The following is a 25,726-nucleotide window of genomic DNA, read 5'->3' as shown; positions in this document are numbered from 1 at the left end:
TTTTATCGGCCTGAAACTTCTCACCTGCGCGCTTCATCCTTATTGTGGGCAGCCTTGTACCCCGCAGCACTCCCCCTTAAAATGGCGCTTTGATCCAAATCAACAGGAAACTCAATGACGGTAACGATCAAGACTCCGGACGAAATCGAAAAGATGCGGGTTGCCGGCAAGCTGGCAGCGGACGTTCTTGAAATGATTGGAGAACACGTCAAGCCCGGCGTCAGCACGGAAGAGCTGGACGCCATCTGCCACGACTACATCGTCAATGAGCAACAATGTATTCCTGCGCCCCTGAACTACAAAGGGTTCCCAAAATCCATCTGCACATCGGTCAATCATGTGGTGTGTCACGGCATCCCTTCCGACAAGAAAGTCCTCAAAGAGGGCGACATCATGAACATTGATGTCACCGTCATTAAGGATGGCTACCACGGTGACACCAGTAAGATGTTCATTGTGGGAAAGCCCAAGCCGGGCACAGAGCGGCTCATCCAGATTACCCAGGAATGCCTCTATAAAGGTATCGAACTGGTGAAACCGGGTACCCAGCTCGGTGATATCGGCCACGTGATTCAGCAACATGCTGAAAAACATCGCTATTCGGTGGTTCGTGACTACTGCGGCCATGGCATTGGCCGCGTGTTCCACGAAGAGCCTCAGGTGATGCACTACGGCAAGCCCGGCACCGGCATGGAGCTAAAGGAAGGAATGATCTTCACCATCGAGCCAATGATCAATCAGGGTAAGTTCCATACCAAATTGCTTCCCGACGGCTGGACCGTCGTCACCAAGGATCACAAGCTCTCGGCCCAATGGGAGCACACCATTCTGGTGACTGCCGATGGGCATGAAGTTCTGACACGCCGTCCGGATGAGTCTTTCTAGGTGGATCTAAAGGCGCTGGAAACCAGAATCAGCCAAGATGTTTCTCCTGTGCTGGCCGCAAGGGAGCTTCTGAAAGAAACCTACAAGGCGGACGCAGACGCTTTCCGGCAGGGGGCGGATGTACGAGAACTGGTTCGTTCCCGGTCCGAGACTGTTGACCGTGTGTTGTCTCTGATCTGGAACCGATACGCGTTCGCCCAGTCGCCGGATATTGCCCTGATCGCGGTTGGCGGTTATGGCCGTGGCGAGCTTCACCCCCACTCTGACATCGACCTGCTGATCCTGACACGAAACGGCATAGAGGAAGCCTGGCAGGAAGACCTTGGCGGGTTCGTGACGCTGCTGTGGGATCTCAAGCTGGATATCGGTCACAGCGTCAGAAGCATCGAAGAGAGCATGGAATCGGCCCGCGAGGACGTCACCATCCTCACCAACCTGCTCGAGACGAGGACCATCGCCGGCCCGGATGACCTGCGAGCAAAACTCAGTGAAAAAATCTATTCCGACGAGGTCAGCTCCGACATTGATTATTTTGTGGCGAAGCGGGAAGAACAGAAGCAGCGCCATAAAAAGTACGGAGATACAGAGTACAACCTCGAGCCAAATGTAAAAGGCTCGCCCGGTGCGCTTCGGGATATTCAGACCATCGGCTGGATCACCAAACGGCATTTTGGCCTGCAGAACATTGCGGATCTCACACGGTTCAGCATTCTGACGGAAGAAGAACATCAGATCCTGTTTCAGGGCGAAACGCTTCTCTGGCAGCTTCGCTATGGGCTGCAGTTGATCGCCGACCGCAGCGAGAACCGGCTACTGTTCGATCACCAACGTGCCCTGGCTGAGATGCTGGGCTACAAAGATCAGGGCAAGCGGCTGGGTGTCGAATTGATGATGCAATCCTATTACCGGACCGTTCTGGCTCTGGCTGAGTTGACCGACGTCATTCTCCAGTACTACGACGAGGCCATCATCGGCGCCGGTAACGAAGGCGATGTTCTGCCATTGAACAAGCGCTTCCAGATTCGCAATTTCTACATCGAAGCCGTCAACAATCAGGTATTCGCCTACTCGCCCTACGCCATCATGGAGATTTTCGTGCTGATGGCGCAGCACCCTGAGATTAAAGGGATTCGGGCCACGACGATCCGTTCCCTGCGAGCGCACCGGCATCTCATAGACGACGCGTTCCGCTCGGACCTGGCAGTAACGTCACTGTTTATGGAGCTACTCAGGACGCCCCATGAGCTGGACCAGACACTGTCAGCCATGAAGAAATACAACGTGCTCGGCCGCTACCTGCCAGAGTTCGGCAAAATCATTGGCCAGATGCAGCACGATCTGTTTCATATCTATACGGTCGATGCCCACACCATGAGGGTGATCCGCAACATGGTGCAGCTGGACAATTCTGAGATGCGCAACGATTACCCTCTGGCATCCAGGCTGATACACCGGCTTCCCAAACTGGAAACACTCTACATTGCCGGTCTTTATCACGACATCGCCAAGGGTCGCGGTGGAGATCACTCGGAACTTGGCGCTATCGATGTGGAAGACTTCTGTGAGCGCCACCACCTGAGCGAGCGAGACACGAAGCTGGCATCCTGGCTGGTCGAAAATCACCTTCTGATGTCCATGACGGCGCAGCGAAAAGACATCTCTGACCCGGACATTATTTACGGATTTGCACGCGCAGTTCCGAGTCAGGTGCACCTGGATTATCTGTATGTGCTGACGGTTTGCGACATCAGCGCCACCAACCCCAAACTGTGGAATACCTGGCGGGCGTCGCTATTGCGCCAGCTTTACATCGAGGCCAAACGGGCACTCCGGCGCAACTCACAGACGCCAGTTGACCGGCAGGAATGGGTTCGTGCCACTCAGTCAGAGGCCAGGGAAATCCTGCACGCCCAGAACATGACGGATGAGCAGATTGACCGAATCTGGGCCACCATGGACGAAGATTACTTCCTTCAGGATTCCACGGTGGACATAGCATGGCAGACCGCTGCCATCATCCGACACGGCGATAAATCGGATCCACTGGTGATGATTCGCGATACCCGCGGCGGTCCCACTGACGGCTATTCCCAGATCATTATCTACATGAATGATCGGATTGATCTGTTTGCGGCCACAACGGCAGTTCTGGAGCAGCTGAACCTGAACATTGTGGATGCCCGCATCAGCTCAAGCGATGGCCCTTATTCTGTCAGTTCCTACATTGTTCTGGACGAAAGGCACAAGCCACTCGGCCTTGACCCTGCGCGCAAAGACCGGGTTCGTCAGCGATTGGTTGAAGAACTGGACGACCCGGACGATTACCCGGATATCATTCATCGGCGCACGCCCCGGCAGTTGAAGCATTTCGCTTTCCCGACAGAAGTGACCTTCTATAACGACACGGTGAATCAGCGCACAGTGATGGAAGTGATCACCCCTGACCGGCCTGGGCTTCTGGCCCGGGTTGGCCTGGTATTGCTGGAAAGCCGGGTTCGTCTGACCAATGCGAAAATCGCAACTCTGGGCGAGCGGGTGGAAGACGTGTTCTTTGTGACCGACGAACATGGCGACCCGCTGCACGATCCCGAAATTTGCCGCACCCTGCAGCACAACCTCTGCAAGACGTTGGACGATATTTCATGAATCCCGATCTCAACAGGCTGCATCCCTACCCCTTCGAAAAGCTGAGCAAACTGAAAGCGGGCATTCAGGAGCCGAAGCATCTGTCGCCCATTTCTCTGGGCATTGGTGAACCCAAGCACCCTTCGCCAGAATTTGTGAAACAGATGATTGCCAACAATCTGGACAAGCTGGCCAATTATCCGACCACACGAGGCACGGAAGAGTTGCGACAGGCCATTGCAGGCTGGGCCACCCGACGATTTCAACTGGCTTCAGGCTCGCTGACACCGGAGCGGCATATCGTACCGGTCAACGGCACTCGGGAGGGTATTTTTTCGCTGGTTCAGTCCGTGATTGATAGCAGCCAATCCGCCACCGTAGTGAGTCCAAATCCGTTTTATCAGGTCTATGAGGGCGCCGCCTTCCTTGCGGGCGCGACACCTCACTATCTGGCCTGCGACGCCAGCAACAACTTCATCCCGGATTTTGATCGGGTGCCTGCAGACGTTTGGGACCAGTGTCAGGTGCTGTTCCTTTGCTCACCGGGCAATCCCAGCGGCTCGGTGATTCCAAGAGACACCCTGACCCGAGTCATTGCCCTGGCAGACAAGCACGATTTTATCGTGGCCTCCGACGAATGCTACTCCGAGCTTTATCCGGACGAGAACAATCCGCCGGAAGGCTTGTTGCAGACCTGTGCCGCTATTGGTCGAGACGATTTTTCCCGGTGCGTGGTTTTCCACAGCCTCTCGAAGCGCAGCAATTTGCCGGGACTAAGGTCCGGCTTCGTCGCGGGAGACGCCCGGATTCTGGAAGGTTACCTCAAATACCGCACGTACCACGGCTGTGCCATGCCGATACACAATCAGCTGGCCAGCATTGCCGCCTGGCAGGACGAGAACCACGTCCGCGAGAACCGCGCCGCCTATCGCGAAAAATTTGAAGCGGTGGTCCCCATTCTTCGGGAAGTCATGAATGTGGAGTTTCCCGACGCTGGATTTTACCTTTGGCCAGAAACACCGATTGACGACGAAACGTTTGCGCGGGAGCTCTCGGCTCAGCAGAACGTTCACGTGCTGCCCGGCCGCTATCTGTCTCGCACCGTAAATGGCCACAACCCTGGTGAAAATCGCGTGCGCATGGCCCTGGTTGCGCCGGCCGAGGAGTGCGTTGAAGCCGCCAGGCGAATCGTTGATTTTGTAAGGAACTACAAGCCATGAAACTATTCGGCATCCGCAACTGTGACACCGTCAAAAAAGCCCGGAAATGGCTGGACGAAGCCGGCGTCGATTATCAGTTTCATGATTTTAAAAAGGACGGACTGGACTCGGCCACTCTTGAAAAGTGGGAGAAATCCGTGGGCTGGGAAGTGCTGGTAAACCGGCGCGGTACTACCTGGCGAAAACTGCCTGAGCAGGTTCGTGATAACATTGACGCCCAGACGGCTCACGAACTGATGCTGGAGAACAACTCCCTGATCAAACGTCCGGTAGTTGAGCACGACAAGGGCATGCTGATCGGTTTTGACGCCGACCAGTGGGCACAGCAGTTGAATCAGTAAAACCAACTTTAATTCAGGAGCACATCAATGAGTTTCGCATTCGGTATCGGGATCGGCACCCAGAATAATCAGGGCGAATGGCTGGAAGTCTTTTACCAGCAGCCGGTAATCACTCCGGACAACGGTCTCATCGAAGTGGCTCGTAACGTCCTGAATTATCAGGGCGGCAACCAGGCCATGTCGGTCACTCCAGAGCAGCTCAAAGCTCTGTCTGATGGTCTTCGACAGAACGGCCAGATGGATCAGAGCGCACTGGCCGGCAAGGCCGCTGAAAGTAAGCGTCCGGTTGTTGTGACCTTGCTGGATACTGATGACACGGCGTCCAGTACGCCCGAGGTTTACCTGAAGCTCCACCTGATCTCCAGCCGTCAGGCAAAGCCACACGAGTTGAAACTGGACGGCATTTTTGGCCTGCTGCCCAACCTGGCCTGGACCAGCGAAGGCGCCATTGACCTGAACGAACTCCCGGATCGCCAGCTCAAAGCGCGCATCGAAGGTCGCACGCTGGAAGTGAAGTCCGTGGACAAATTCCCGCAGATGACCGATTACGTTGTTCCCAAAGGCGTTCGCATTGCGGATACCGCCAGAGTTCGCCTTGGCGCCTACGTGGGCGAAGGCACCACGGTCATGCACGAAGGCTTTATCAACTTCAACGCCGGAACCGAAGGCAAGAGCATGATCGAAGGCCGCATTTCCGCCGGCGTAATGATTGGCGAAGGCTCAGACCTGGGTGGTGGCTGCTCTACCATGGGCACGCTTTCCGGCGGCGGCAACATCATCATTTCCGTTGGTGAAAATTGCCTGATCGGCGCGAACGCGGGCATCGGTATTCCGTTGGGCGATCGCTGCAAGGTGGAAGCCGGGCTTTACATCACTGCTGGAACCAAAGTCGCCCTACTGGATGACAACAACGAACTGGTTGAAGTGGTCAAAGCGCGTGATCTGGCCAGCAAGACCGATCTACTGTTCCGTCGCAACAGCCAGACCGGCGCCGTGGAATGCAAAAGCCATAAAACAGCCATCGAGCTGAATGAAGAACTGCATGCAAACAACTGATTCAGGCGCTCACTCAGGCACCCCGTCACCCACCCTCGACCTCGCCATCGAGCTGATTCGACGGCCGTCCGTGACGCCTGACGACGCCGGCTGCCAGGACTTGATGATGTCCCGCCTGAAAGAGCTGGGCTTCAAGGGCGAGGCGTTGCGCTTTGGTGATACCGACAATTTATGGGCGCGAAAGGGGTCGGACGGCCCGCTTCTGGCCTTTGCCGGCCACACGGATGTCGTGCCGACCGGGCCAGAGAAAAACTGGAACCACCCACCCTTCTCTGGTGAGATTGACCAGGAAGGGTTCCTTCATGGCCGCGGTGCTGCCGACATGAAAGGCAGCCTTGCCGCTTTCGTGACAGCTTGCGAGCGCTTTGTGAAGAAGCATCCAAATCACAAGGGGTCCATTGCGCTGCTGATTACCAGCGATGAAGAAGGGCCCGCCCAGGATGGAACGGTCAAGGTTGTTGAAACCCTCGAAGCCCGGAACGAAAAAATCGACTGGTGCCTGATTGGGGAACCTTCAAGCACTCATCGCGTGGGCGATGTGATCAAGAATGGTCGCCGCGGGTCTCTGCATGGGTATCTGACGGTTCATGGAACCCAGGGCCACGTTGCCTACCCTCACCTCGCCGAGAACCCGGTACACACGGTGGCCCCGGCACTGGACGCGCTGGCCAATGAAATGTGGGACAACGGCAACGACTTTTTCCCACCAACCACGTTCCAGATCACCAGGATTGAGTCAGGTACCGGAAGCAACATTATTCCCGGCGAGTGCCTGGTTCACTTTAACTTCCGTTATTGCACGGAAAATACCGCAGAAAGCCTGGAAGAGCGCGTGGTGTCCATCCTGGATCGCCACCAGCTGAAATACGATCTGCGATGGCATCTCAGTGGTCGTCCGTTCCTGACGGATCGGGGCGCGCTGGTCACCGCAGCGCAGAATGCCATCCGATCTGTGACAGGCGAAGAAACGGAACTTTCCACGTCGGGCGGCACTTCGGATGGCCGCTTCATCGCACCAACCGGGGCTCAAGTTCTGGAACTCGGCCCGTTGAACGCGACCATTCACAAGGTAAACGAGTGCGTGAAGGCCGCTGATCTGGACACGCTGTCCGATATGTACGAGCAGATTCTGGAAGAGCTGCTGGCCTGACACCGACCGGGGTCTTATCAGGCCCGCGGACTCAGTAATGAGGAGGAGGCGTTTCCTCCTCTTCTTTTCTGAGATTGGAAGAAGACACTTCTTTCAGCTGGGTATTCAACTGTCTTTTTGCTTCCCAGAGCTCACGAATATCCAGTTCCTGCCGGGCCAACTGCTCGCTGAGTGTGTTGATGACATCGTCCTGGAATGCAATCCGGGTCTCCAGTTCATCCAGACGGGCCTCAAGATTCTGCTCATTCGTGCTACTGCGTTCCGACATGCTTGGTCAGCGCCTCCCGTTATCTGGTATCATTCCGCTTTTATTCGTCCGGGGCCTTCAACTACTGAGTTCTGAAAGGTTTCGGTCGAATTCCACCACCGGATCGCCGAGTTTACCCGAGATCCGGTTTTTTATCGTTAGTGTTCTTAGAATGGAGAAACCGTAGTCCATGCAAAATCCAGCAAAAGCGATCGTTCTTGCCCTCCTGGTCGCTATCCCGTCACCGTTTATTCTTGGTTTTCTGTTGGTGACTTTCACCCCGGAGCTTTTCCAGATTCTGTCAAAATCCGGTTCCAGCGAGCTTGCAGGTAACACCACCTTTGTACTGGGCAGTGCCCAGGGAATTGCGGCTTATATCATTTCTCTGGTTTTGTTCGGTCTGGCAGGATTCTGCACTGTTGCCCTGGCAGCCAAGCCACCGGAAAAGGTAAAGCGCAGTGTTCCAAATGCGCCGGCTCGCCAGCCGAAGAAGAAGTCTGCCCCCAGCCCTGCCTCTGATGACGACGACGAAGGCCATGACGACACCGGCCCCGAAGGCAACGAGGAAGGCACCGTCAAATGGTTTAACGTCAAGAAAGGGTTTGGCTTCATCGTTCGCGCCAGCGGGGACGAAGTATTTGTGCATTTCCGTGCCATTCGTGGCCGTGGTCGCCGGGTACTGCGTCAGGGACAACTTGTTCGTTTCAACGTCGTCGAGGCCGATAAGGGTCTGCAGGCAGACAACGTTTCGATTCTGGACGAATAGTCTTACCGGCAAGTCTCGAAAAAAGGCAGCCACTGGCTGCCTTTTTTCATCGATGCTCTGGTGGAATCAGTTCCAAACCGCCAACTGCTCACCCCTCTGATCAATTCTCCACCATTTTTCGTCCTGCACTGGCTCACCCTCTTTCCAGTCACCCGGGCTACAGCGAATTTCCAGATCCAGTGCCCGCCAGGCACTGCGACCACAGTCGAGATCAGACGCCCAGGGTAGCTCATCGCCCTCGAGAATGAGTGACGCATACCGCTTGCCACCTGCACCGGGATAGATACTGATGGTAACGCTATGACCGATGTAGCTACCGCGCCCCTTTACCGCGCGATCGACCGTTTCAGATTCGGGGAGCTGAAGGTGATCCAGGTGACAGGAGAGCCATTCGGCAACAGCCGACAGATTGATGTCACGAATGTAGATTTCAAGGTCACGCAAGTTCCAACTCCAAGGGTTCATTAGATTTATGGCTATAGTGGCTCGCGCGATTGACTGCTGCAACCCGCAAATCCAACTCATGCGTGAGATCATCGAAGGTAAGTAGTCGTAAAGAGCCAGTGCGTTTTCGTTCATGCCAGGCAACTTCCGTGGCGGCTCGCTCAATGGCCAACGCCTCCAGCTCGGCGTTTAGCGGCTCCATAGGTTGGTGTCTGGCCATCGCAAGCAGCAACTGTCGGCGGCAACGTTCCATCTTTCCGGCCAGGGCTGACGCCTGCGCAGGCCCGCGTTCGGCAAATAGATGCAATCGGGAAGCCGTAGCTTCGACCCACTGCAGCAAACGGCCCGGCGTTGACAACAATGGGTTCCGGCATTTCGCCGCATGCTCCAGCACGCCCGGAGCAAACTCTAGCTGCCAACGTTTTTCAATAAATGGCTGGTGAACGGCAAGTATCGCGGCTTTCTGATCGGTGGTTGCATCAGGCATCCGGAACTGTTCGAGCTGTCTTCCCAGGTAACTCTGAAGCCGATCCACGTGCGGCTGAGCATTCTCGGGTTCGGGACTCAGCAAAAGGATGGGCCCGGGGAAGCTGGTAACCAGCTCCCTGACGATACTGAACTCATCGCCCAACAGGGTCATCAGGTCCACCGGCGACACATTGTCCAGAACCAATACTGGAAAAAGCTCATTGTGTGTGGTTGATGAAGAAAAGGCGGCCTGCTCACTGGCAAGAACATCCGCCTCGCGCCGGATATCCACAATAACGGCCCCACCAGGCAAAGTGGTAACCACTGACTCCAGCCAGCTGGACTTGCCGCTACCTGTCACGCCGGCCAACCAGAAAAGGCCCTTCGGTTGGGCGGACATGGCCACACAAACGTCTTCGCACAAGCGTGCCCAGCCTTCATCGGCTACGACGCAGGGCTTTACCGTCTCGATAGGTTCGGGAGCACTACAAAAATTCGCATCTGCCCCAGGCCTCACGCGAGGCCAATGCCCCACCAACTCCAGCACCGCAACATAGGCTTTTTCACGCAGACGATCGGCGCCAGACACTAACGTTTTTAGCAGTTCAGGCCACTCAAGCCAGTCGGAACCCGTCATCTGGTGAGCGCAGTAAATCCAGTAGGTCAGTTGAGATGACAGCAGGTTGTCGCTGGCAACAGCCGTAACGATGGGTTGCTCGCACTGAATGGTTCGGGTGAGCTCATCCAGGTCAACGCCCTGGCGCTGCAAAAAGCGGTTAAGCGTCGGAATTTCATCGAGCATTGAGAGCAGAAAATCTTCAATGGTGACCGCGTATCCGCCACGGCGAATGACACTGTCACGGGCATTTTGTAGCGCCGCCTGGCAGGCGGGACTCAGGCATCCTTGCCAGTCTTCCATGAAACATCTCCCTGTTTCGTGTGAGCCGGCATCGTCCTGAGCCGGCACTTGTCAGATTCAGACCCGATTATAGGTGTCTTCAAACCGAACGATGTCATCCTCGCCAAGGTAGCTGCCGGTTTGAACCTCAATCAGTTCCAGAGGAATTCTTCCGGGGTTGGTCAGACGATGAGTCACCCCCAGCGGAATGTAGGTCGACTGGTCCTCGGTCAGCAGCAGTACTTCGTCACCACGATTGACCGAAGCCGTCCCTTTCACCACGACCCAGTGTTCGGCCCGGTGATGGTGCTTCTGCAGCGACAGGGATGCACCGGGATTCACCGTGATCTGTTTCACCTGGAACCGCTCGCCCATGGCAACCCCTTCGTAGGTTCCCCAGGGACGATGAACTTTCTTGTGAAAACGATGTTCAGTACGACCTTGTTGCTTCACCTGGGCGACCAGCTTCTTTACATCCTGAACGCGTCCCCGGTCAGCGACCAACACCACGTCGTCGGTCTCCACAATGACGTGGTCAGACAGCCCGATGGCTGCGATCAGTCGGCCTTCCGAATGGAGATAGCATCCAGACACGTCCTCCGTAATGACGTCGCCACGACAGACATTGTTGTTCTCGTCATGAGGCTGTATGTCCCAAAGAGCAGACCAGGAACCGACGTCTGACCAACCAGCGTCCAGAGGAACAACGACGGCATCTGCCGTTTTTTCCATGACGGCATAGTCGATTGAATCATCGGGACACGCACTGAATGCTTCCGCACCTACCCGAATAAAGTCCATATCGGTGTTGCGCTGACTCCAGGCTTCACGACAGGCGGCCATCATCTCCGGCTGCTGGCGCTCCAGCTCCTGGATGTAGCGATCAGCCCGAAACAGAAACATACCGCTGTTCCACAGATAGCCACCTTCGGCCAAGTAACCTTCCGCCGTCGCCTGATCCGGCTTCTCTACGAACGCTTCTACGTCCCGGTACGCGCCGTGAGACGTTCCACCCTTGATGTAGCCATAACCCGTATGAGGCGCATCAGGCACAATCCCAAAGGTCACCAGTTTGCCTGCTTTGGCAGCTTTTGCACCCTCTGATGTCGCTTCTTTGAAGACGTCCGTGTTCTTCAGTACATGGTCTGAAGGCATCACCAGCAACAGTTCTTCGGGGTTTTCTTCCGCCGCGGCCAACGCGGCTAGTGCAATAGCCGGCGCGGTATTTCTGCCGACGGGCTCCAGAATAATACCGGCGGTACGTTCCGGGGCCTGGGCGTGAAGATGGGCCGCAACCACAAATCGGTGATCTTCGTTAGTAATCGCCAGAACCCGCACCTTGTCATCCAGAAGCAGGCCACGATCTATGGTTTCCGCCAGCAACGACTCATCGGTGACTACGGGAAGAAACTGTTTGGGGTAGGCTTCACGGGATAGCGGCCATAGACGGGTGCCTGAGCCGCCTGAAAGGATCACTGCGAGCATGAATCATCCTTGTTCAGAAGTTTTCCGAATTCTACCTCAAACCCGGCTGCTGTGTCCCAACAGAGGATTGGGTTATGCTGATGCCATGACTTTGAACGACAACATTCACGCCCACCTGCAGTATCGTGTTCCTGCTGTACGCCATCTGGCCTGGATGTGCCATGCCCCTCAGCTGATCCATTCGCCTCTAGACTTTTCGCCCGCTGAATACCTGACGGAGGAATCGGAACGACGCCTGAAGGAATGGGATAAGAACCCCGAGTCGGGCCCGGGAATTCTGACGGACAGTCCACCAAGGCGACTTGGGCAATACTTCGAGCGCCTCTACGAATGCCTGCTGCAGGATCTCCTGGGGTGGAACATATTGCTGAAAAATCAGCCGATTAGAAACAATGGCCTGACGCTTGGGGAGCTGGACTTTATTGTCCGCAATCCCGCCGACCAGGCCATCGAACACCACGAAATTGCCGTAAAGTTCTATCTTGGCTACTGGGGCGACCATCAAGTCGCCCCGCTATGGTATGGCCCCAATGCCAGAGACCGCCTCGACCTGAAATCTGATCGGCTGCTTTCACACCAATGCCGATTGACCGAAGCGGTTGAAACCCGAAACCGGCTGACGGATCTGGGCATTCCAACGCCAGATAGAGTTCGGGCATTCATGCCAGGCTACCTGTTTTACCCGGTCAACGAGTCGATACAACCACCCGAGAACGTTCCGGCGAATCACCTTCACGGCCAGTGGATCTACCTGGATCAAATGGACATGTCAGACGACGGGTCAGAGGCTGATCAAACGGTCTGGGTGCCTCTGCACAAACCCCATTGGCTGGGCCCCTGGCAACAAGAACAACATCCGGACCCGCTCGAAACGCAAGAGGCACTGCGCCAGGTGCGGGAGTCTGCGACACCCCGTCTGTTTGCGGTGATGAAACAATTGCCAGACGAGAGCAGCTGGCAGGAAATCAACCGCCTGTTCGTTGTTCCATCTCAATGGCCGGGGCAATAGTCTTTTTTTTTGTGGCAAGATAAAGCCGTTTCTTAACCTGCACGGGCGACTTTCATGGACGACCACAGCCAGTTTCGATTACTTTCCGAGCGGCGCTTCCTGCCGTTTTTCCTGACCCAGTTCTCTGGCGCGTTCAACGACAACCTTTTCAAAAACGTGCTTCTGTTGCTGATCACCTACACGGCCGGTGGACTGGCCGGATTGTCCATCGACATTGTGGTCAACGTCGCTGCGTTTCTGTTCATTCTGCCGTTTTTCCTGTTTTCCGGCATCGCCGGACAGATGGCAGACAAGTATGAAAAGTCCGGATTTATCCGGTGGGTGAAGCTCGCGGAAATACTGATCATGGCCGCAGCTGCTTTCGGCCTGTGGTTCCAATGGTATGAGCTGCTGTTGCTGTTACTGTTTTTGATGGGGACACAATCCACTTTCTTCGGCCCCGTGAAATACGCGATTCTTCCGCAAGTCCTGAGAAATGATGAGCTGGTCGGCGGCAACGCGCTGGTTGAGATGGGCACGTTCGTGGCCATTCTGGTGGGCACTATCGTCGCGGGACTGTTAATGGGATTCGGCGCCCCGCATCAACTTGCGGCCATTGGCGTACTGGGCATGGCCATTCTGGGCTACCTTGCGGCACGGAAGATCCCCGTCACCGGTTCGACTCATACCGATGTAGCCATCGGTCTCAACCCCTTCAAAGAAACCTGGCACCTGATGCGAGTTGCAGCGGATAATTATTCCGTCCTGCTGTGCATTATGGCTATTTCCTGGTTCTGGTTTCTCGGAGCCGCCTACCTCACTCAGTTCCCGAATTTTGCCCAAACGGATCTGATGGGCGACGAAACAGTGGTCACGCTTCTTCTGGCCATCTTTACCATTGGTATCGCCCTTGGTTCTGTTGCCTGCGAGCGACTGTCCGGCCACCGAATCGAATTGGGCATCGTGCCTATCGGCTCGGCAGGGCTGAGCCTGTTTGGCGTGGATCTGTATCTGAGCATGCCAGCCAACCCGTCCCCTACCGACTGGTGGTCCATCCTGAGCGACAGTGAATATCGCCGCATTGTACTGGACCTTTTGGGCATTGGATTCTTTGGCGGCCTGTTCATTGTGCCTCTCTACGCCTTTGTGCAGAAGGAAACACCGGAAGAACGCCGCGCCCAGGTCATTGCGGCCCTGAACGTTTTCAACGCCCTTTTCATGGTGGTCAGCGCCATCATGGGCGTGATCATGCTGGGCATTGTGGGTCTCAGCATTCCGGAATTCTTCCTGATTCTGTCGATCATGAATCTGGTGGTAGCGGGTTTCGTCTACCAGCAAGTGCCCGAGTTTGTGCTGCGCTTTATCGTGTGGGTTTTGTCCCACACCATTTATCGGGTGCGCCACGAGGGGCTTCGGAACATCCCAGATGAAGGGCCGGTATTGCTGGTCTGCAATCACGTTACCTACATGGATGCCCTGGTCATTGCCGGTGCCGTACGCCGGCCAATACGGTTCGTGATGGACCACAATATTTTCAAGACACCGGTTCTGGGCGGCATTTTCCGCATGGCCAGAGCCATACCCATTGGCTCGAAGAAGTCCGTACCCGACATTTACGAATCGGCTTTCGAGCGCATTGATGAAAACCTTAAAGCTGGCCATGTGGTGTGCATTTTTCCAGAAGGTCGGCTGACCACCGATGGCGAAGTGGCGAAATTCCGCAACGGCGTGGAACTGATTCTCGAACGCAATCCGGTACCGGTCGTTCCCATGGCTCTGCGAGGACTTTGGGGCAGCTTCTTCAGCCACTGCGGCGGCACCGCCATGACCCATGTACCCAAGCGATTCTGGTCCCGAATTGAGCTTCTTGCGGAAGCGCCAATTTCTCCAGAAGAAGCCAGCGCCGCAAGACTTGCAGAGAGAGTAAAGCAGCTGAGAGGCAATGCCCGTTAACGTTCGTGTATCGGCAGATTTGACGCCGGCGTCGTTGTAGCTCACACTAATCCGGTTGCATAACGAAACCATATTAGATGAGTGGAGAAACTCTGTGAGCGATATCACCAATCGAGCAATCGTCCTCAAGCGACGCCCCCAGGGCGAGATTCAGGATGGCGACCTGGTCATGGAAGAGCGCCCGGTAAGGGAACTCAAAGACGGCGAGGTTCTGGCAAAAGTCCTCTGGTTATCATTGGACCCTTACATGCGCCCACGCATGAACGATGCGAAGGGCTACATGGACCCCATTGGCATTGACGAAGTCATCGTCGGTGAATCCGTTGCGCGCATCGTGGAATCGCGCTCTCCGGACTTGCAGGTGGGCGACCTGGTGACCTGCTACTCCGGCTGGCAGGAGTATGTGGTGTTTCCAGGCAATGCCGAGATGGTCTACAAGATCGACCAGAAGCCAAATGTGCCACTGCAAACCTACCTCGGCGTGGCCGGCATGCCCGGTCGTACCGGTTATTGCGGCCTGATGTACGTGGGCAAACCCAAAGCCGGCGAAACCGTTGTAGTGTCGGCCGCCTCTGGCCCGGTTGGTACCGTCGTAGGACAGACCGCCAAGAAAGAAGGATGTCGTGCGGTGGGCGTCGCTGGCGGACCTGAAAAGTGCCGATTCGTGGTCGAGGAACTGGGCTTTGACGCCTGTGTGGACTACAAAGCCGGTAATCTGGAAGCCGATTTAAAAGCGGCCTGCCCGGACGGCATTGACGTGTACTTTGAAAACGTGGGCGGTGCAGTGACCCGTGCAGTCGCACCTCTGCTGAATCCCGGCGCACGCGTGCCGATTTGTGGATTCGTATCGGCCTATAATGCGGAAGACATGAATTCTGTCGAAACGCCCTTCCATATTCTCAAAGCGCTGGACCCGGTTCCGGAACACCGCTTTTTTCTGGTCACAGAATGGCAGGATCGGCACCAGGAAATCACGTCAATCCTCGCTGACCGCATCAGCAGTGGCGAACTGAAGTATCGGGAAACCATTGCTGAAGGCCTGGAAAACGCCACTGAAGCGTTCAAGGGCATGCTGAAAGGGAAGAACTTCGGCAAACAGCTGGTTCATGTTGCCGACTGATTGATCGGTGGCTAACCAGGCAATGGCCGGGCCACTCGCGCCCGGCCAATGTCACGTCACTTTTAACAACACCTTCCCGATGTTTTTGTTCTCTGCCACATAGGCCATGGCGGCCTCTGCTTCTTGGATGGGCCAGGACCGATCGATCACGGGTTCGATCTGCCGGGCACTGAGCAATGGCCAGACATGCTGATACAGCGCCGCCATCACCTCTCCCTTGTCAACGACCGTGCGAGAGCGCAGCGTCGAGCCAATCAGCCTCTGACGCTTGACCAGCATTAAGCCAAGATCCACTTCGGCCATTCGCCCGCCAAGCAGACCTATGAGAACAAGCCGGCCATCCACGTTCAGAACTTTCTGATCCTCTGCAATGTAGCTGCCGCCCACCGGGTCCAGAATCATATCGACGCCGCCCCACTGGGTCACCGCTTCGACAAAGGATCCATTGCTGCGATTCCAGAAACCGGAAGCGCCCAGACGCTTACAGATTTCCAGCTTGTCTTCATTCCCTGCAGTGGCAAAGACCGGATTACCCAACGCCGTGGCCAACTGAATGACCGCCGTTCCCAGGCCACTGGCCGCCGCATGCACCAGGACCTTTTCACCTGGCTTCAACTGAGCTTCGTGATAGAGATTCAGCCAGGCCGTGGCAAACACTTCCGGAATCGCCGCAGCCTGCTCCAGGGAATATCCCTTGGGCACCGGCAGTACCTGAACTGCGGGCACCACGACTTCCGAAGCGTATCCGCCTCCGGTCAACAACGCGCACACTGCGTCACCCGGTTTGAAGTCAGTGACGCCTTTACCGACTCTGGAAACCACACCACTGGCTTCCAGCCCAAGGATATCTGACGCACCTGGCGGCGGTGGGTAAACACCCGCACGCTGCATGAGATCTGCGCGGTTGACGGCCGTCCAGGCGATATCAATGGCAACGTGACCCTCTGGTACTTCAGAGATTGGCTCGCAGTCTTCCCAGCTTAAGGCATCCCCATTGATTCGGATGGCTTTTGTCATTGAAACACTCTCCCAGGCAATGTCGGCTTATTAGCTAGCAGGCACTCTGTCGCCCGTCACAGCAGCCCCGCAATGGTTTCAGAATACATTGTTTTAAGATAGCTGAGACGCCACCTTTCGGGCGACTCAGGCTCTGGCCGATGTCCAATCAGCCCCAGTATCAGTTCAGCCGCGGCCTTTGCTTCAGCTTCAGGATCATCCGGGCAACTGGGAAACCGTTGCGTCGCAGGCACATATTCGCGATAGGCGAGGCGATCCGGCGTCACCGCAACACATCCGGACGCCATGGCTTCCAGCACCGACAACCCCTGAAAATCGTGCAAGGCAGTGGAAAGCGCAAAATCTGCCTGCTTCAGAAGCTGGTCATAACCAGATCGGTCCGGCAAATACCCCCAGTTCAGGATGCGATCGCCGTACTTATGACGAATCTGTTCAAAGGCTTCCGGCGCCTGTCGAAACTGCTCCCCCACCACGCTCAGCCGAAAATCCTGCCCCAGACGAGCTAGCTCGTCCAACAATAACAGCAGCCGCTCCGGGGCTTTGTCGTACTCCCACCGGTGGTTCCATAGCAGGTGCGGGCATTCCGCATCTGGCCGCTCCTCGCGGGGTACAAATAGCCGATCTTCAATGGGTACCGGCAGCACCAAAGATTTCTCTCGTAGCCTTGAAATCAATCCATCTGGCAAACCGTCCGGCATCTTATCCAGAAATTGATAAGCCCCGTCCAGAAAGCTGTCACGATTCCATTCGCTGTTAAACAGCACCTGGTCTGCGGCGACCGCGCTGAACAGGTTGACAATTTGCGGCTCGGCGCTGGAATGCTGCAGGCCAGAGTCCGGATAGGCGAACTGATTTTCATGCATATAGAGCATGCAGGGGGTGCGGCCGAGATGGGGATGGAATCCTTTCAGCGTGGCGAGATCCACCATCGAGGTGGCAATCAACAGATCCCATGACTCTTGCAGCAATGGCTCGCTCAGCCAGGTCAGTGCGTTGCCACGAATTCGCCAACGAAAGAATCGCGGCGGAAGTGCGAGCACATGCCATTCAAATTGTGGCTGGCTGGCCACCAGTTGTTCACGCCAGCGCTGGTGGCTGCCTGCATCATAGGCAGACAGAAGCAAGATGCGCGGTTTGGCAGCAGAGGCAGTGTCGGACATGCCCGCATTCTGCCACTAATCCCGGTTGGACAACCACACACTTTGGTAGGGTTTGAGAGCAATACTGCCCGACAGGTCATCGATCTCCATGCCAGAAAGCAGATCTTTCCAATGGTCCGTCCCAATCAGATTGATTTCGGCCAGCGATACTTCCTGTACCTCGTCCGTGATGTTGTGGATGCAGAAAATGGATTGATCCCGGCGCATGCTTTGGCGCCAGAAACCGAACAGTTGCAGCCCCAGATGGAGAGTGAACTGGGTTGCATTGGGATGAAACGCCGGCTGCTTGCGACGGATACCGATCAGTCGTTTGAGTTCTGTAAACACCTTGTGGTGATGATTCTGGGGATCTGCAAGCAACGCTTCCAGGCGATCAATCTGCCACTGTGCACGGTTGATGGAACGGAAGCGCCCGGTGTTTTCCATGCGGTCGAAATCGTTCTCTGTGCCGAGCATACTGTGTATGTAAAACGCGGGAATTCCTTCCAGCGCCAGCATCACGGTATGCGCACATAGAAAACGCTGAAGCTGCAGATGATCGGCGCCCTTGTGCGCGGTGCCTTTCAGTGCGTCAAACAGCGCGATGTTCATTTCATAGGGCTGGTCTTTGCCATCCGGTGTTCGACGGTAGGACACCTTACCGCCGAACGACTCCATGGTATTGATCAGCCGCTGCTTTTCATCGTCTTCCAGAAGCCCGTCGGTCGGACGCAAACCCACACCGTCGTGGGAGGCGATGAAGTTCAGGTAGGTTGTGCCCATCTGGGCCGGCGGCATGCTCATTAACCAGGTCTTCAGGTGTCTGCAGTTGCCAGTCACCAGCGTATTGATCAGCAGCGGCGGCAGGGAAAAGTTGTAGATTACGTGTGCTTCGTTGGCGTTGCCAAAGTACGTCAGGTTTTCCCGGTTTGGGACGTTGGTTTCTGTAATAACCACACTCTGCGGTGTGTGGTGTTCAATCAACAGGCGTAAAATTTTGATCAGTTCGTGGGTTTGCTGAAGGTGGATGGACGGTGTGCCCACTTCTTTCCAGAGAAACGCCACGGCGTCCATCCGGAAGTAGGTAACGCCCTGCTCCAGATAATATCGGATGATGCCGGCGAACTCGTTCAACACCTGTGGGTTGGCAAAATTCAGATCCACCTGATCTTCGCTGAAGGTACACCAGACGTATCGCTCACCGTCTTCTGTCTGGACGGCATTCAGCAGTGGCGATGTTCTGGGGCGCACAACCGCGCTGAGATCATCACTGGGCCGTGCCTCGAAAAAATAATCCTTGCCCGGATCAATCCGCTTCCTGAAGTTCTCGAACCACCGACTGCGCGCCGACATGTGGTTGAGCACCAGATCTGCCATCACCTTATAGCGCCCGGCGATGGCTTCTACGTCTGACCACTCGCCGTGGGATTCATTCACCGCCAGGTAGTCCATTACCGAAAAGCCGTCATCCGAGCTGTACGGGAAAAATGGCAGCAGATGCACCACCGACACAGTGTCGAAAAGGCAGTCGTCCAGAAAACGCAACAGGGTTGTTAATGGCTTCTCGCCCTCTGCCTGAACCGTGTCGGCATAAGTGATCAGCATCACATCCGACTCGTCCCAATTGTTCTGGTGCGGCGGCGGAGCGGGGGCATCAGGCGCGATGCCCATAGTTTCGAGCAGCTGCGTGGCCAGTGCAGGCGTATCCAGCGCCGGATATACAATCTCCAGCATGGTAGCCAGTTTGTGGTGCAGTTGATGGCTCACGGGCGAGCGTACTCCTCGTTGTCCAGTTCAACGGCCTCCATCAGCTCAGCCTTAATGTCCGGCATAGCACTGGTGACCCGGTTCCAGCTTGGAATGAAAGGCGTATCCATCGGGTTATCCAGAAAATAGGCGCCTGCGCGCATCACATTCTGCGCGAACAACTCCACCGCTTTTTCTTCCTTGTGCCGATCAAAGCTCAGGCCGTTGATAACGGCGTCGCTTTGATAGGTCTCGATGAAGTCCAGGGCGATCCGATAATAGGTAGCCTTGATGGTTCGGAATTTCTCGTTGGAGAAAATCTCGCCGTTGGTTGCGAGTTTACGGAACAGCGCCTTGCTGATGTCCGTGCTCATTTTTGAGAGCCCGCGGCTGGCATCCTCCGGCGATAGATCCTGATGTTTGTGGTCATAGGTGTCTGCGATGTCCACCTGGCACAAACGATTGGTGGCGTAGTTCCGCTTCATCTCTGACAGCACCCCCACTTCCAGCCCCCAGTCGCTGGGAATGCGGAGGTCGTTGATGACGTCGGTACGGAATGAAAATTCACCCGCCAAGGGATAACGGAAGCTGTCCAGGTAATCCAGATAGTCGTTCGGGCCGGCCACTTTCTTGAGGGCACGAATCAGAGGCGTAACCAGCAAGCGGCTGACTCGCCCATTCATGTTTCCCTCGGCGACCCGAGCATAGTACCCCTTGCAAAACATGTAGTTGAAACCCGGGTTGGCCACCGGGTAAATCAATCGCGCAACAAGATCACGGGAATACGTCAGGATGTCGCAGTCGTGCAAGGCCACCGCTTTGCTGCGCCCGGCCGCCAGGGTGTATCCAAAGCAATACCAGACGTTGCGGCCTTTGCCCATTTCAGTCGGCGCAAGGCCTTGCTCGCGTAGCTTGAGATCCAGCGCCCGAAGTCTCGGACCGTCGTTCCAAAGAACCCGAACATGCTGCGGAAGCTCAGAAAAATACTCGAGCGCGTGGCGGTATTGTTCCTCGTTTGCCTGATCAAGACCGATCACGATCTGTTCCAGATAGGGAACCTTGGCAAGCTCACTCACAATGTTTTTGAGCGCAGGCCCCTCTAACTCCGAATAAAGCGATGGAAGCACCAGCGACATCGGCCGCTCTTTGCGAAAACTCATCAGCTCCTTTTCAAGATCCTCCACCGGACGGCGGACGAGGTTGTGGAGAGTTGTTATTATTCCGTTCTGATAAAAGTCGCCCATGGCGGCGCTCCTGTTTTTTCATACCCGGTGTTCAGTAACCGTACTCAATCAACAGATTCAGCACACATTCGTTCCAGCCCGCAGGGCCAGTTTTCAGAGACCGTATTGCCCGGCTTTGGGAGGGCAGTACAACCCTGTCAGAATTCACCCCTTTTACAATCACAGCAATGTCTGCCTGCTCGAGCATGTGTTGGTCATTCGGGCTGTCGCCCAGAGCAATCGCGACCAACCGACCGGCGGGATCCTGCTCACGGTATTTACCCAGCAAAAACCGGACCCCATCCGCCTTATCGAAGGTACCCATGGCGTGTAGGAACCGCCCTCCCTGTACCAGTCGGCAATTCACGTTTTTCAGTCTTTCTTTGAACACCGCCAGCGATTTTTCATCGCCCTCCCACAACAGTGGCTCGGTACCCACACGATCTTTGGCAAGTTCGGCCTGCGCCTCGGAAAGACTGGAATGGCGAGTCAACTCCTCTGCCGTCATGTCGTTGAACCCGGTAAATTGGAAGCCTTCCGCACGAAGAATCGCCAATTGCTCCAGCACTTCCGACCGGGATGCCCCAAAACTCTTCACCTGCTCCTCGGCCGAACCAAAACAGTTCGCGGGGATGACCACGGCGGCGCCGTTTTCAACGATAAACGGTGCCGCGTTGTTCATCTCAGACCGAATAGCGCGAATCTCTCCGATGGTTTTGCTGGAATTGAGGACCACGGGAATGCTCGACGCTGCAAGGCGCTTCATGGCCGGCTTTGCGGGCGACCAATCGTAGGTTTCATGATCCAGAAGTGTGCCGTCCAGGTCTGAAATAATGATCAGGCGGGGCTTTGGCATTGCCGATTCCTTTACTGTCGCTGGCGAATCAGAGGTTCGCTGAAGTGATGCGCGGGATCCACATGGATCACCACGTCGGCTCTGGCGGGCATCTCATCCAGGCAGGCCCGGGTAATTCGCTCATAATGCATGATAAAACGTGCAACCTGCTCATCCGACATCAGTCTCGAAGGCGCGCCTTCTTCATTATCGCTCTTTTTTGGTGCGGCGGTTATTTTGTCCCGCAGCTTGTGCTCCTGAAGGGTGCGCCATTCCAGGACGCACTCCATGGACGGAGCTTTGAGCATGATCAGGCAATCAATCTGATTGAAGAAATCGGAATAAGATCCCTTAAGGCATTGATTCACATACAATCGCCAGCGTTTGTCTGGATCCTCATCGCCTTCCAGTTCATTGACCGGTTTACACAGGGCTTCGTCGCTGGCTTCCGGCAGGGCGCCAACGCACCAACCTTCCATCAGCAGCACCTCCGCCCTGCCCTTAAATCTGGGCCAGGCCGACTCCGGCAGTCGGTCATCCTGAGCCTTATCGAACGCGGGTACCGGCGTGCGATCCTCCGGCATGGCCGAGGTCAGCTGATCAATCACCTGTTGACCCAGTTTAAGATCGTGAGTGCCTGGCACACCACGGGTCAGTAGAAGCGGATGCTGATCCTGGGCCAGTTGAACACGCTCAGACCGGGTCAGGTAAAGGTCGTCGATGGAAAAGCTGGCGGTTGGCACGTGATAGAGATCGGTCAGTAACCGTCGCAGAAACAGGGTCAGAGTGGACTTCCCGGTGCCCTGGGCTCCATGGATACCGACGATCACCGGGCGTTGTCGTTCCTGTCTGAGAGCCTGAATATGTTGTGCGAGCGGAAGAATCACATCACGAACCGTATCGGCGTAGCCAGAAGGCAGGGATTCCTGACGAATGAGCGTGTCTGTGATGCTGGTTAGATCGGCCGAAACCACGTTTTTGTCCCGTTTTAGAAGCTGGGTCGTATTTGATAAGTCTGCAGATTTTGTACCACTTGCAGTATAGGTCGTTGATTTGGCGTTTGTCGCAGACCTTAGCTATCTGGGACACTGCGCCTCTATTCAAATCCAAATGAGCATGCATGTCAGAGCCGAAGATAAACATCGAACATCGCTACCTGGAATTGCCAGATAGCTTTTACACCCGTGTAAAACCACGGCCTCTGGAAGACGGCAAACTGGTGTGCTTTAACGCACCTCTTGCCGAGGCCATGGGGATCCGTTCGGACCAACCTGCAGAATGGACGGGCGTTGGCTCTGGCACTGAATTGCTGGAAGGCATGGATCCGGTCGCAATGAAGTACACCGGGCACCAGTTCGGCGTTTACAACCCGGATCTGGGGGATGGCCGGGGGCTGCTTCTCTGGGAGACCATCGGGCCTGACGGGCGCCGTTGGGACTGGCACCTGAAAGGTGCTGGCATGACGCCCTATTCCAGGTTTGGCGACGGACGCGCGGTGCTTCGTTCCACCATTCGCGAATACCTGTGCAGCGAGGCCATGGCCGGATTGGGCATCCCCACAACACGCGCCCTGTTCATGGTCAGCGCAAAAGATCCCGTTCGCCGTGAATCCATAGAAACCGCCGCATCGCTGCTCCGGGTCACCCAGAGCCATATCCGCTTCGGCCATTTTGAATTCGCAGCCCACCACGAAGGGGAAGAGGCGCTTCGCGCATTGCTAGAACACGTCATTGCGCTTCACTTTCCGGAATTGATTCAACTGCCTGAGCCGGAGCGCTACCGGCGCTGGTATGAAGCGGTGGTTGAGCGCACCGCCTGGCTAATCGCCGATTGGCAGGCCGTCGGTTTCTGCCACGGAGTGATGAACAGCGACAACATGTCCATCATCGGTGAAACCTTCGACTATGGCCCTTACGCGTTCCTCGACGATTTCGACGCCGGGTACATTTGCAACCACACCGACCAGGGCGGGCGTTACGCCTACAACCGCCAGCCGAACATTGGCTTCATCAACTGCCAGTATCTAGCCAAAGCCTTGCTGCCGGTGATGGATGAAGACGATGTAAGACGGGGGCTTCGACGCTACGAAACCGCCTACAACGAACGATTCCAGGACACGATGCGACAGAAACTGGGGCTGCAGATTCAGGACGAGTCGGATCTGAGCCTGATCATGGACACTTTCAGTATGCTCCATGAACACCGCATTGATTACACGCTCTTTTTCAGAGGCCTGTCCAACCTTCACAGCAAGGGCTCAGCCCCGATACGGGATCTGTTCGTCGACCGCAGTGTTGCTGGCGACTGGCTCGGTCGATATCAGGCACGGCTCGAAAAAGAGAGCCTTGGCCCGGAAGAACGGGAAGCGGGCATGCGGTCGGTGAATCCCAAATTCATTCTGCGGAACTATCTTGCCCAACAGGTGATCGTCGAAGCCCAGAGCGGAAACTTCGAACCCATGAAAAAACTGTTGAAGGTTCTGGAAAAGCCATTCGATGAACAGCCCGAACACGAGGACTATGCGGCGCCTCCCCCTGACTGGGGGAAGCACCTCAACATCAGCTGTTCTTCCTGAAGTGAACGGGCAGGATCAAACGGCCTTGGCGGCGATGATCTTGTCGTGCCACTCCACAGGGCCTGTCTGGTGTACCGATGAACCCTTGGAATCCACGGCAACCGTGACCGGCATGTCCTCTACTTCGAATTCGTAGATGGCTTCCATGCCCAGCTCTTCAAACGCCACCACTTCCGCCTTTTTGATGGCTTTGGAGACCAGATACGCCGAACCGCCCACAGCCATCAAATAGACCGCGCCAAATTCGCGAATGGCGTCGATGGCCACCTGACCACGTTCGGCCTTGCCGATCATGCCCGTCAGGCCGGTTTTCTCAAGCATGGTACGGGTGAACTTGTCCATCCGCGTGGCCGTGGTCGGGCCAGCCGGGCCCACAACTTCTTCACGCACAGGATCCACCGGACCGACGTAATAGATGAAGCGGCCTTTCAGATCCACCGGCAACTCTTCGCCGCGCTCGATCATATCGACCATTTTCTTGTGGGCAGCGTCGCGGCCGGTCAGCATCTTGCCGGAAAGCAACACGGTTTCACCCGGCTTCCAGTCTTTCACGTCTTCCGGTGTCACTGTGTCCAGGTTGACGCGGCGCACGCTTGCGCCCACTTCCCAGGTGATTTCCGGCCAGTCGTCCAGGCTTGGTGGCGTCTGCAATGAAGGACCAGAGCCATCCAGCACAAAGTGTGCATGGCGGGTAGCGGCACAGTTCGGAATGATTGCAACAGGCTTGTTGGCTGCGTGAGTTGGGTAGTCTTTTACTTTCACATCCAACACGGTGGTCAGGCCACCAAGGCCCTGGGCACCGATGCCCAGCTCGTTCACTTTCTCGAACAGTTCAAGACGCAATTCTTCTGAACGGTCAGACGCCCCTTTGGCCTGCAGCTCGTGGATATCAATCGGATCCAACAGGGACTCCTTGGCAAGCTCCATGGCTTTTTCGGCCGTACCACCAATGCCAATGCCCAGCATACCCGGCGGACACCAGCCAGCACCCATCTGCGGGACCATTTTCAGCACCCAGTCCACCACCGAGTCCGAGGGATTCAGCATCGCGAACTTGGACTTGGCTTCAGAACCGCCCCCTTTGGCAGCCACATGAACATCCACGGTATTGCCCGGCACCACCTTGTAGTGAATCACCGCCGGGGTATTGTCCTTGGTATTGGCCCGTTTGCCATCCGGATCCGACAGAACCGATGCACGCAGCACGTTGTCCGGATGCGTGTAAGCGCGACGCACGCCTTCATTAATAATGTCGTCCAGCGGCATGTCAGCATCCCACTGAACATCCATGCCGATGGTAACGAACACCGTCACGATGCCGGTGTCCTGGCAAATAGGGCGCTTGCCCTGGGCACACATGCGGGAGTTGATCAGGATCTGAGCCATGGCGTCCTTCGCCGCCTGAGACTCTTCCTTCTGATAGGCTTCGTAAACGCCCTGAATGAAATCTTTCGGGTGATAGTAGGAAATAAACTGCAGCGCGTCGGCCACACTCTCGATCAGGTCATCCTGGCGGATTACGGTGGTCATAGTCTTCTCATCAAG

At 55.9% G+C, this 25,726-nt stretch carries 22 protein-coding genes; 11 read left to right on the top strand and 11 right to left on the bottom strand.

Going from position 1 to position 25,726, the window contains the following annotated elements:
- The first annotated feature begins 114 nt into the window (after positions 1-114).
- Genes map through dapE form a run of 6 tightly spaced genes read left to right on the top strand, consistent with a single transcriptional unit; the run spans position 115 to position 7,277 of the window.
- A complete protein-coding gene (map, locus tag QLQ17_RS07570; RefSeq protein ID WP_283208934.1) occupies positions 115-885 on the top strand; it encodes a type I methionyl aminopeptidase in 771 nt (256 codons plus the stop codon).
- On the top strand, positions 886-3,531 hold the full coding sequence (locus tag QLQ17_RS07565; protein ID WP_283208933.1) for a [protein-PII] uridylyltransferase: 2,646 nt from the start codon (positions 886-888) through the stop codon (positions 3,529-3,531). It abuts the gene before it with no gap.
- Positions 3,528-4,730 (top strand): succinyldiaminopimelate transaminase, encoded by a 1,203-nt coding sequence (gene dapC, locus QLQ17_RS07560; RefSeq protein ID WP_283208932.1) that lies wholly within the window; start codon positions 3,528-3,530, stop codon positions 4,728-4,730. The genes QLQ17_RS07565 and dapC overlap by 4 nt, the downstream gene beginning before the upstream one ends.
- Positions 4,727-5,071 carry an ArsC family reductase gene (locus QLQ17_RS07555; RefSeq protein ID WP_283208931.1) on the top strand — a complete coding sequence of 115 codons (345 nt, stop codon included), beginning with the start codon at positions 4,727-4,729 and terminating at the stop codon, positions 5,069-5,071. The genes dapC and QLQ17_RS07555 overlap by 4 nt, the downstream gene beginning before the upstream one ends.
- Before the next feature lie 27 nt (positions 5,072-5,098).
- Positions 5,099-6,127, top strand: coding sequence for a 2,3,4,5-tetrahydropyridine-2,6-dicarboxylate N-succinyltransferase (dapD, locus tag QLQ17_RS07550; protein ID WP_283208930.1), 1,029 nt, complete (start codon positions 5,099-5,101; stop codon positions 6,125-6,127).
- The gene (gene dapE, locus QLQ17_RS07545; RefSeq protein WP_283208929.1) at positions 6,114-7,277 is read left to right on the top strand and encodes a succinyl-diaminopimelate desuccinylase; all 1,164 of its coding nucleotides are present in this window, start codon (positions 6,114-6,116) and stop codon (positions 7,275-7,277) included. Before dapD ends, dapE begins: the two co-directional genes overlap by 14 nt.
- Positions 7,278-7,308: 31 nt before the next feature.
- Here dapE and QLQ17_RS07540 read toward each other — a convergent pair whose 3' ends face one another.
- Positions 7,309-7,545, bottom strand: coding sequence for a SlyX family protein (locus QLQ17_RS07540; RefSeq protein ID WP_283208928.1), 237 nt, complete (start codon positions 7,543-7,545; stop codon positions 7,309-7,311).
- Positions 7,546-7,714: 169 nt separating this feature from the next.
- Between QLQ17_RS07540 and QLQ17_RS07535 the strand changes: the two genes are divergently transcribed.
- Positions 7,715-8,290, top strand: a complete 576-nt coding sequence (locus QLQ17_RS07535; RefSeq protein ID WP_283208927.1) for a cold-shock protein — start codon at positions 7,715-7,717, stop codon at positions 8,288-8,290.
- Positions 8,291-8,356: 66 nt separating this feature from the next.
- Here the strand turns inward: QLQ17_RS07535 and QLQ17_RS07530 are convergent, their stop codons facing one another.
- From QLQ17_RS07530 to QLQ17_RS07520, 3 genes are read right to left on the bottom strand one after another with little or no spacing between them, the layout of a single operon-like run.
- Positions 8,357-8,734, bottom strand: a complete 378-nt coding sequence (locus QLQ17_RS07530) for a hypothetical protein (RefSeq protein ID WP_283208926.1) — start codon at positions 8,732-8,734, stop codon at positions 8,357-8,359.
- Positions 8,727-10,121: a hypothetical protein gene (locus tag QLQ17_RS07525; RefSeq protein ID WP_283208925.1), complete on the bottom strand. Its 1,395-nt coding sequence runs from the start codon at positions 10,119-10,121 to the stop codon at positions 8,727-8,729. The genes QLQ17_RS07530 and QLQ17_RS07525 overlap by 8 nt, the downstream gene beginning before the upstream one ends.
- Before the next feature lie 57 nt (positions 10,122-10,178).
- Positions 10,179-11,585 carry a mannose-1-phosphate guanylyltransferase/mannose-6-phosphate isomerase gene (locus tag QLQ17_RS07520; protein ID WP_283208924.1) on the bottom strand — a complete coding sequence of 469 codons (1,407 nt, stop codon included), beginning with the start codon at positions 11,583-11,585 and terminating at the stop codon, positions 10,179-10,181.
- A gap of 85 nt (positions 11,586-11,670) precedes the next feature.
- On the opposite strand from QLQ17_RS07520, the gene QLQ17_RS07515 reads away from it, so the two are divergent.
- The 3 genes from QLQ17_RS07515 (at position 11,671) to QLQ17_RS07505 (ending at position 15,646) form a co-directional block, all read left to right on the top strand.
- A complete protein-coding gene (locus QLQ17_RS07515) occupies positions 11,671-12,594 on the top strand; it encodes a DUF1853 family protein (RefSeq protein WP_283208923.1) in 924 nt (307 codons plus the stop codon).
- 54 nt (positions 12,595-12,648) lie between these two features.
- A complete protein-coding gene (locus QLQ17_RS07510) occupies positions 12,649-14,526 on the top strand; it encodes an MFS transporter (RefSeq protein ID WP_283208922.1) in 1,878 nt (625 codons plus the stop codon).
- 94 nt (positions 14,527-14,620) lie between these two features.
- Positions 14,621-15,646, top strand: coding sequence for an NADP-dependent oxidoreductase (locus tag QLQ17_RS07505; protein ID WP_283208921.1), 1,026 nt, complete (start codon positions 14,621-14,623; stop codon positions 15,644-15,646).
- Between the two features lie 51 nt (positions 15,647-15,697).
- Here QLQ17_RS07505 and QLQ17_RS07500 read toward each other — a convergent pair whose 3' ends face one another.
- From QLQ17_RS07500 to QLQ17_RS07475, 6 genes are read right to left on the bottom strand one after another with little or no spacing between them, the layout of a single operon-like run.
- Positions 15,698-16,663: an NAD(P)H-quinone oxidoreductase gene (locus tag QLQ17_RS07500; protein WP_283208920.1), complete on the bottom strand. Its 966-nt coding sequence runs from the start codon at positions 16,661-16,663 to the stop codon at positions 15,698-15,700.
- 56 nt (positions 16,664-16,719) lie between these two features.
- On the bottom strand, positions 16,720-17,823 hold the full coding sequence (locus QLQ17_RS07495) for a tRNA-queuosine alpha-mannosyltransferase domain-containing protein (protein ID WP_283208919.1): 1,104 nt from the start codon (positions 17,821-17,823) through the stop codon (positions 16,720-16,722).
- Positions 17,824-17,838: 15 nt separating this feature from the next.
- On the bottom strand, positions 17,839-19,536 hold the full coding sequence (locus QLQ17_RS07490) for a sugar phosphorylase (RefSeq protein ID WP_283209060.1): 1,698 nt from the start codon (positions 19,534-19,536) through the stop codon (positions 17,839-17,841).
- A 29-nt stretch (positions 19,537-19,565) separates the two neighbouring features.
- Positions 19,566-20,792, bottom strand: a complete 1,227-nt coding sequence (locus tag QLQ17_RS07485) for a glycosyltransferase family protein (RefSeq protein ID WP_283208918.1) — start codon at positions 20,790-20,792, stop codon at positions 19,566-19,568.
- Positions 20,793-20,823: 31 nt separating this feature from the next.
- The gene (locus QLQ17_RS07480; protein ID WP_283208917.1) at positions 20,824-21,627 is read right to left on the bottom strand and encodes an HAD-IIB family hydrolase; all 804 of its coding nucleotides are present in this window, start codon (positions 21,625-21,627) and stop codon (positions 20,824-20,826) included.
- A gap of 11 nt (positions 21,628-21,638) precedes the next feature.
- Positions 21,639-22,580, bottom strand: coding sequence for a hypothetical protein (locus tag QLQ17_RS07475; protein WP_283208916.1), 942 nt, complete (start codon positions 22,578-22,580; stop codon positions 21,639-21,641).
- A gap of 146 nt (positions 22,581-22,726) precedes the next feature.
- Here QLQ17_RS07475 and QLQ17_RS07470 point away from each other — a divergent pair, with 146 nt between their 5' ends.
- Positions 22,727-24,181, top strand: coding sequence for a protein adenylyltransferase SelO (locus tag QLQ17_RS07470; protein ID WP_283208915.1), 1,455 nt, complete (start codon positions 22,727-22,729; stop codon positions 24,179-24,181).
- A 15-nt stretch (positions 24,182-24,196) separates the two neighbouring features.
- Here QLQ17_RS07470 and QLQ17_RS07465 read toward each other — a convergent pair whose 3' ends face one another.
- Positions 24,197-25,711 (bottom strand): fumarate hydratase, encoded by a 1,515-nt coding sequence (locus tag QLQ17_RS07465; RefSeq protein WP_283208914.1) that lies wholly within the window; start codon positions 25,709-25,711, stop codon positions 24,197-24,199.
- Positions 25,712-25,726 lie beyond the last annotated feature (15 nt).

Origin of the sequence: Marinobacter sp. CHS3-4 (genome assembly GCF_030053415.1) — a bacterium.
Lineage (GTDB): Bacteria > Pseudomonadota > Gammaproteobacteria > Pseudomonadales > Oleiphilaceae > Marinobacter.
Note: the sequence above shows the minus strand (reverse complement) of the source record. Positions and strands in the feature narration are given on the sequence as shown.

Bases quoted from the DNA above. Each gene is read 5' to 3' on its own strand.
- map (WP_283208934.1), top strand. From the start codon at position 115: ATGACGGTAACGATCAAGACTCCGGACGAAATCGAAAAGATGCGGGTT.
- dapC (WP_283208932.1), top strand. From the start codon at position 3,528: ATGAATCCCGATCTCAACAGGCTGCATCCCTACCCCTTCGAAAAGCTG.
- QLQ17_RS07555 (WP_283208931.1), top strand. From the start codon at position 4,727: ATGAAACTATTCGGCATCCGCAACTGTGACACCGTCAAAAAAGCCCGG.
- dapD (WP_283208930.1), top strand. From the start codon at position 5,099: ATGAGTTTCGCATTCGGTATCGGGATCGGCACCCAGAATAATCAGGGC.
- dapE (WP_283208929.1), top strand. From the start codon at position 6,114: ATGCAAACAACTGATTCAGGCGCTCACTCAGGCACCCCGTCACCCACC.
- QLQ17_RS07540 (WP_283208928.1), bottom strand. From the start codon at position 7,545: ATGTCGGAACGCAGTAGCACGAATGAGCAGAATCTTGAGGCCCGTCTG.
- QLQ17_RS07535 (WP_283208927.1), top strand. From the start codon at position 7,715: ATGCAAAATCCAGCAAAAGCGATCGTTCTTGCCCTCCTGGTCGCTATC.
- QLQ17_RS07525 (WP_283208925.1), bottom strand. From the start codon at position 10,121: ATGGAAGACTGGCAAGGATGCCTGAGTCCCGCCTGCCAGGCGGCGCTA.
- QLQ17_RS07520 (WP_283208924.1), bottom strand. From the start codon at position 11,585: ATGCTCGCAGTGATCCTTTCAGGCGGCTCAGGCACCCGTCTATGGCCG.
- QLQ17_RS07515 (WP_283208923.1), top strand. From the start codon at position 11,671: ATGACTTTGAACGACAACATTCACGCCCACCTGCAGTATCGTGTTCCT.
- QLQ17_RS07510 (WP_283208922.1), top strand. From the start codon at position 12,649: ATGGACGACCACAGCCAGTTTCGATTACTTTCCGAGCGGCGCTTCCTG.
- QLQ17_RS07500 (WP_283208920.1), bottom strand. From the start codon at position 16,663: ATGACAAAAGCCATCCGAATCAATGGGGATGCCTTAAGCTGGGAAGAC.
- QLQ17_RS07495 (WP_283208919.1), bottom strand. From the start codon at position 17,823: ATGTCCGACACTGCCTCTGCTGCCAAACCGCGCATCTTGCTTCTGTCT.
- QLQ17_RS07490 (WP_283209060.1), bottom strand. From the start codon at position 19,536: ATGCTGGAGATTGTATATCCGGCGCTGGATACGCCTGCACTGGCCACG.
- QLQ17_RS07485 (WP_283208918.1), bottom strand. From the start codon at position 20,792: ATGGGCGACTTTTATCAGAACGGAATAATAACAACTCTCCACAACCTC.
- QLQ17_RS07480 (WP_283208917.1), bottom strand. From the start codon at position 21,627: ATGCCAAAGCCCCGCCTGATCATTATTTCAGACCTGGACGGCACACTT.
- QLQ17_RS07470 (WP_283208915.1), top strand. From the start codon at position 22,727: ATGTCAGAGCCGAAGATAAACATCGAACATCGCTACCTGGAATTGCCA.
- QLQ17_RS07465 (WP_283208914.1), bottom strand. From the start codon at position 25,711: ATGACCACCGTAATCCGCCAGGATGACCTGATCGAGAGTGTGGCCGAC.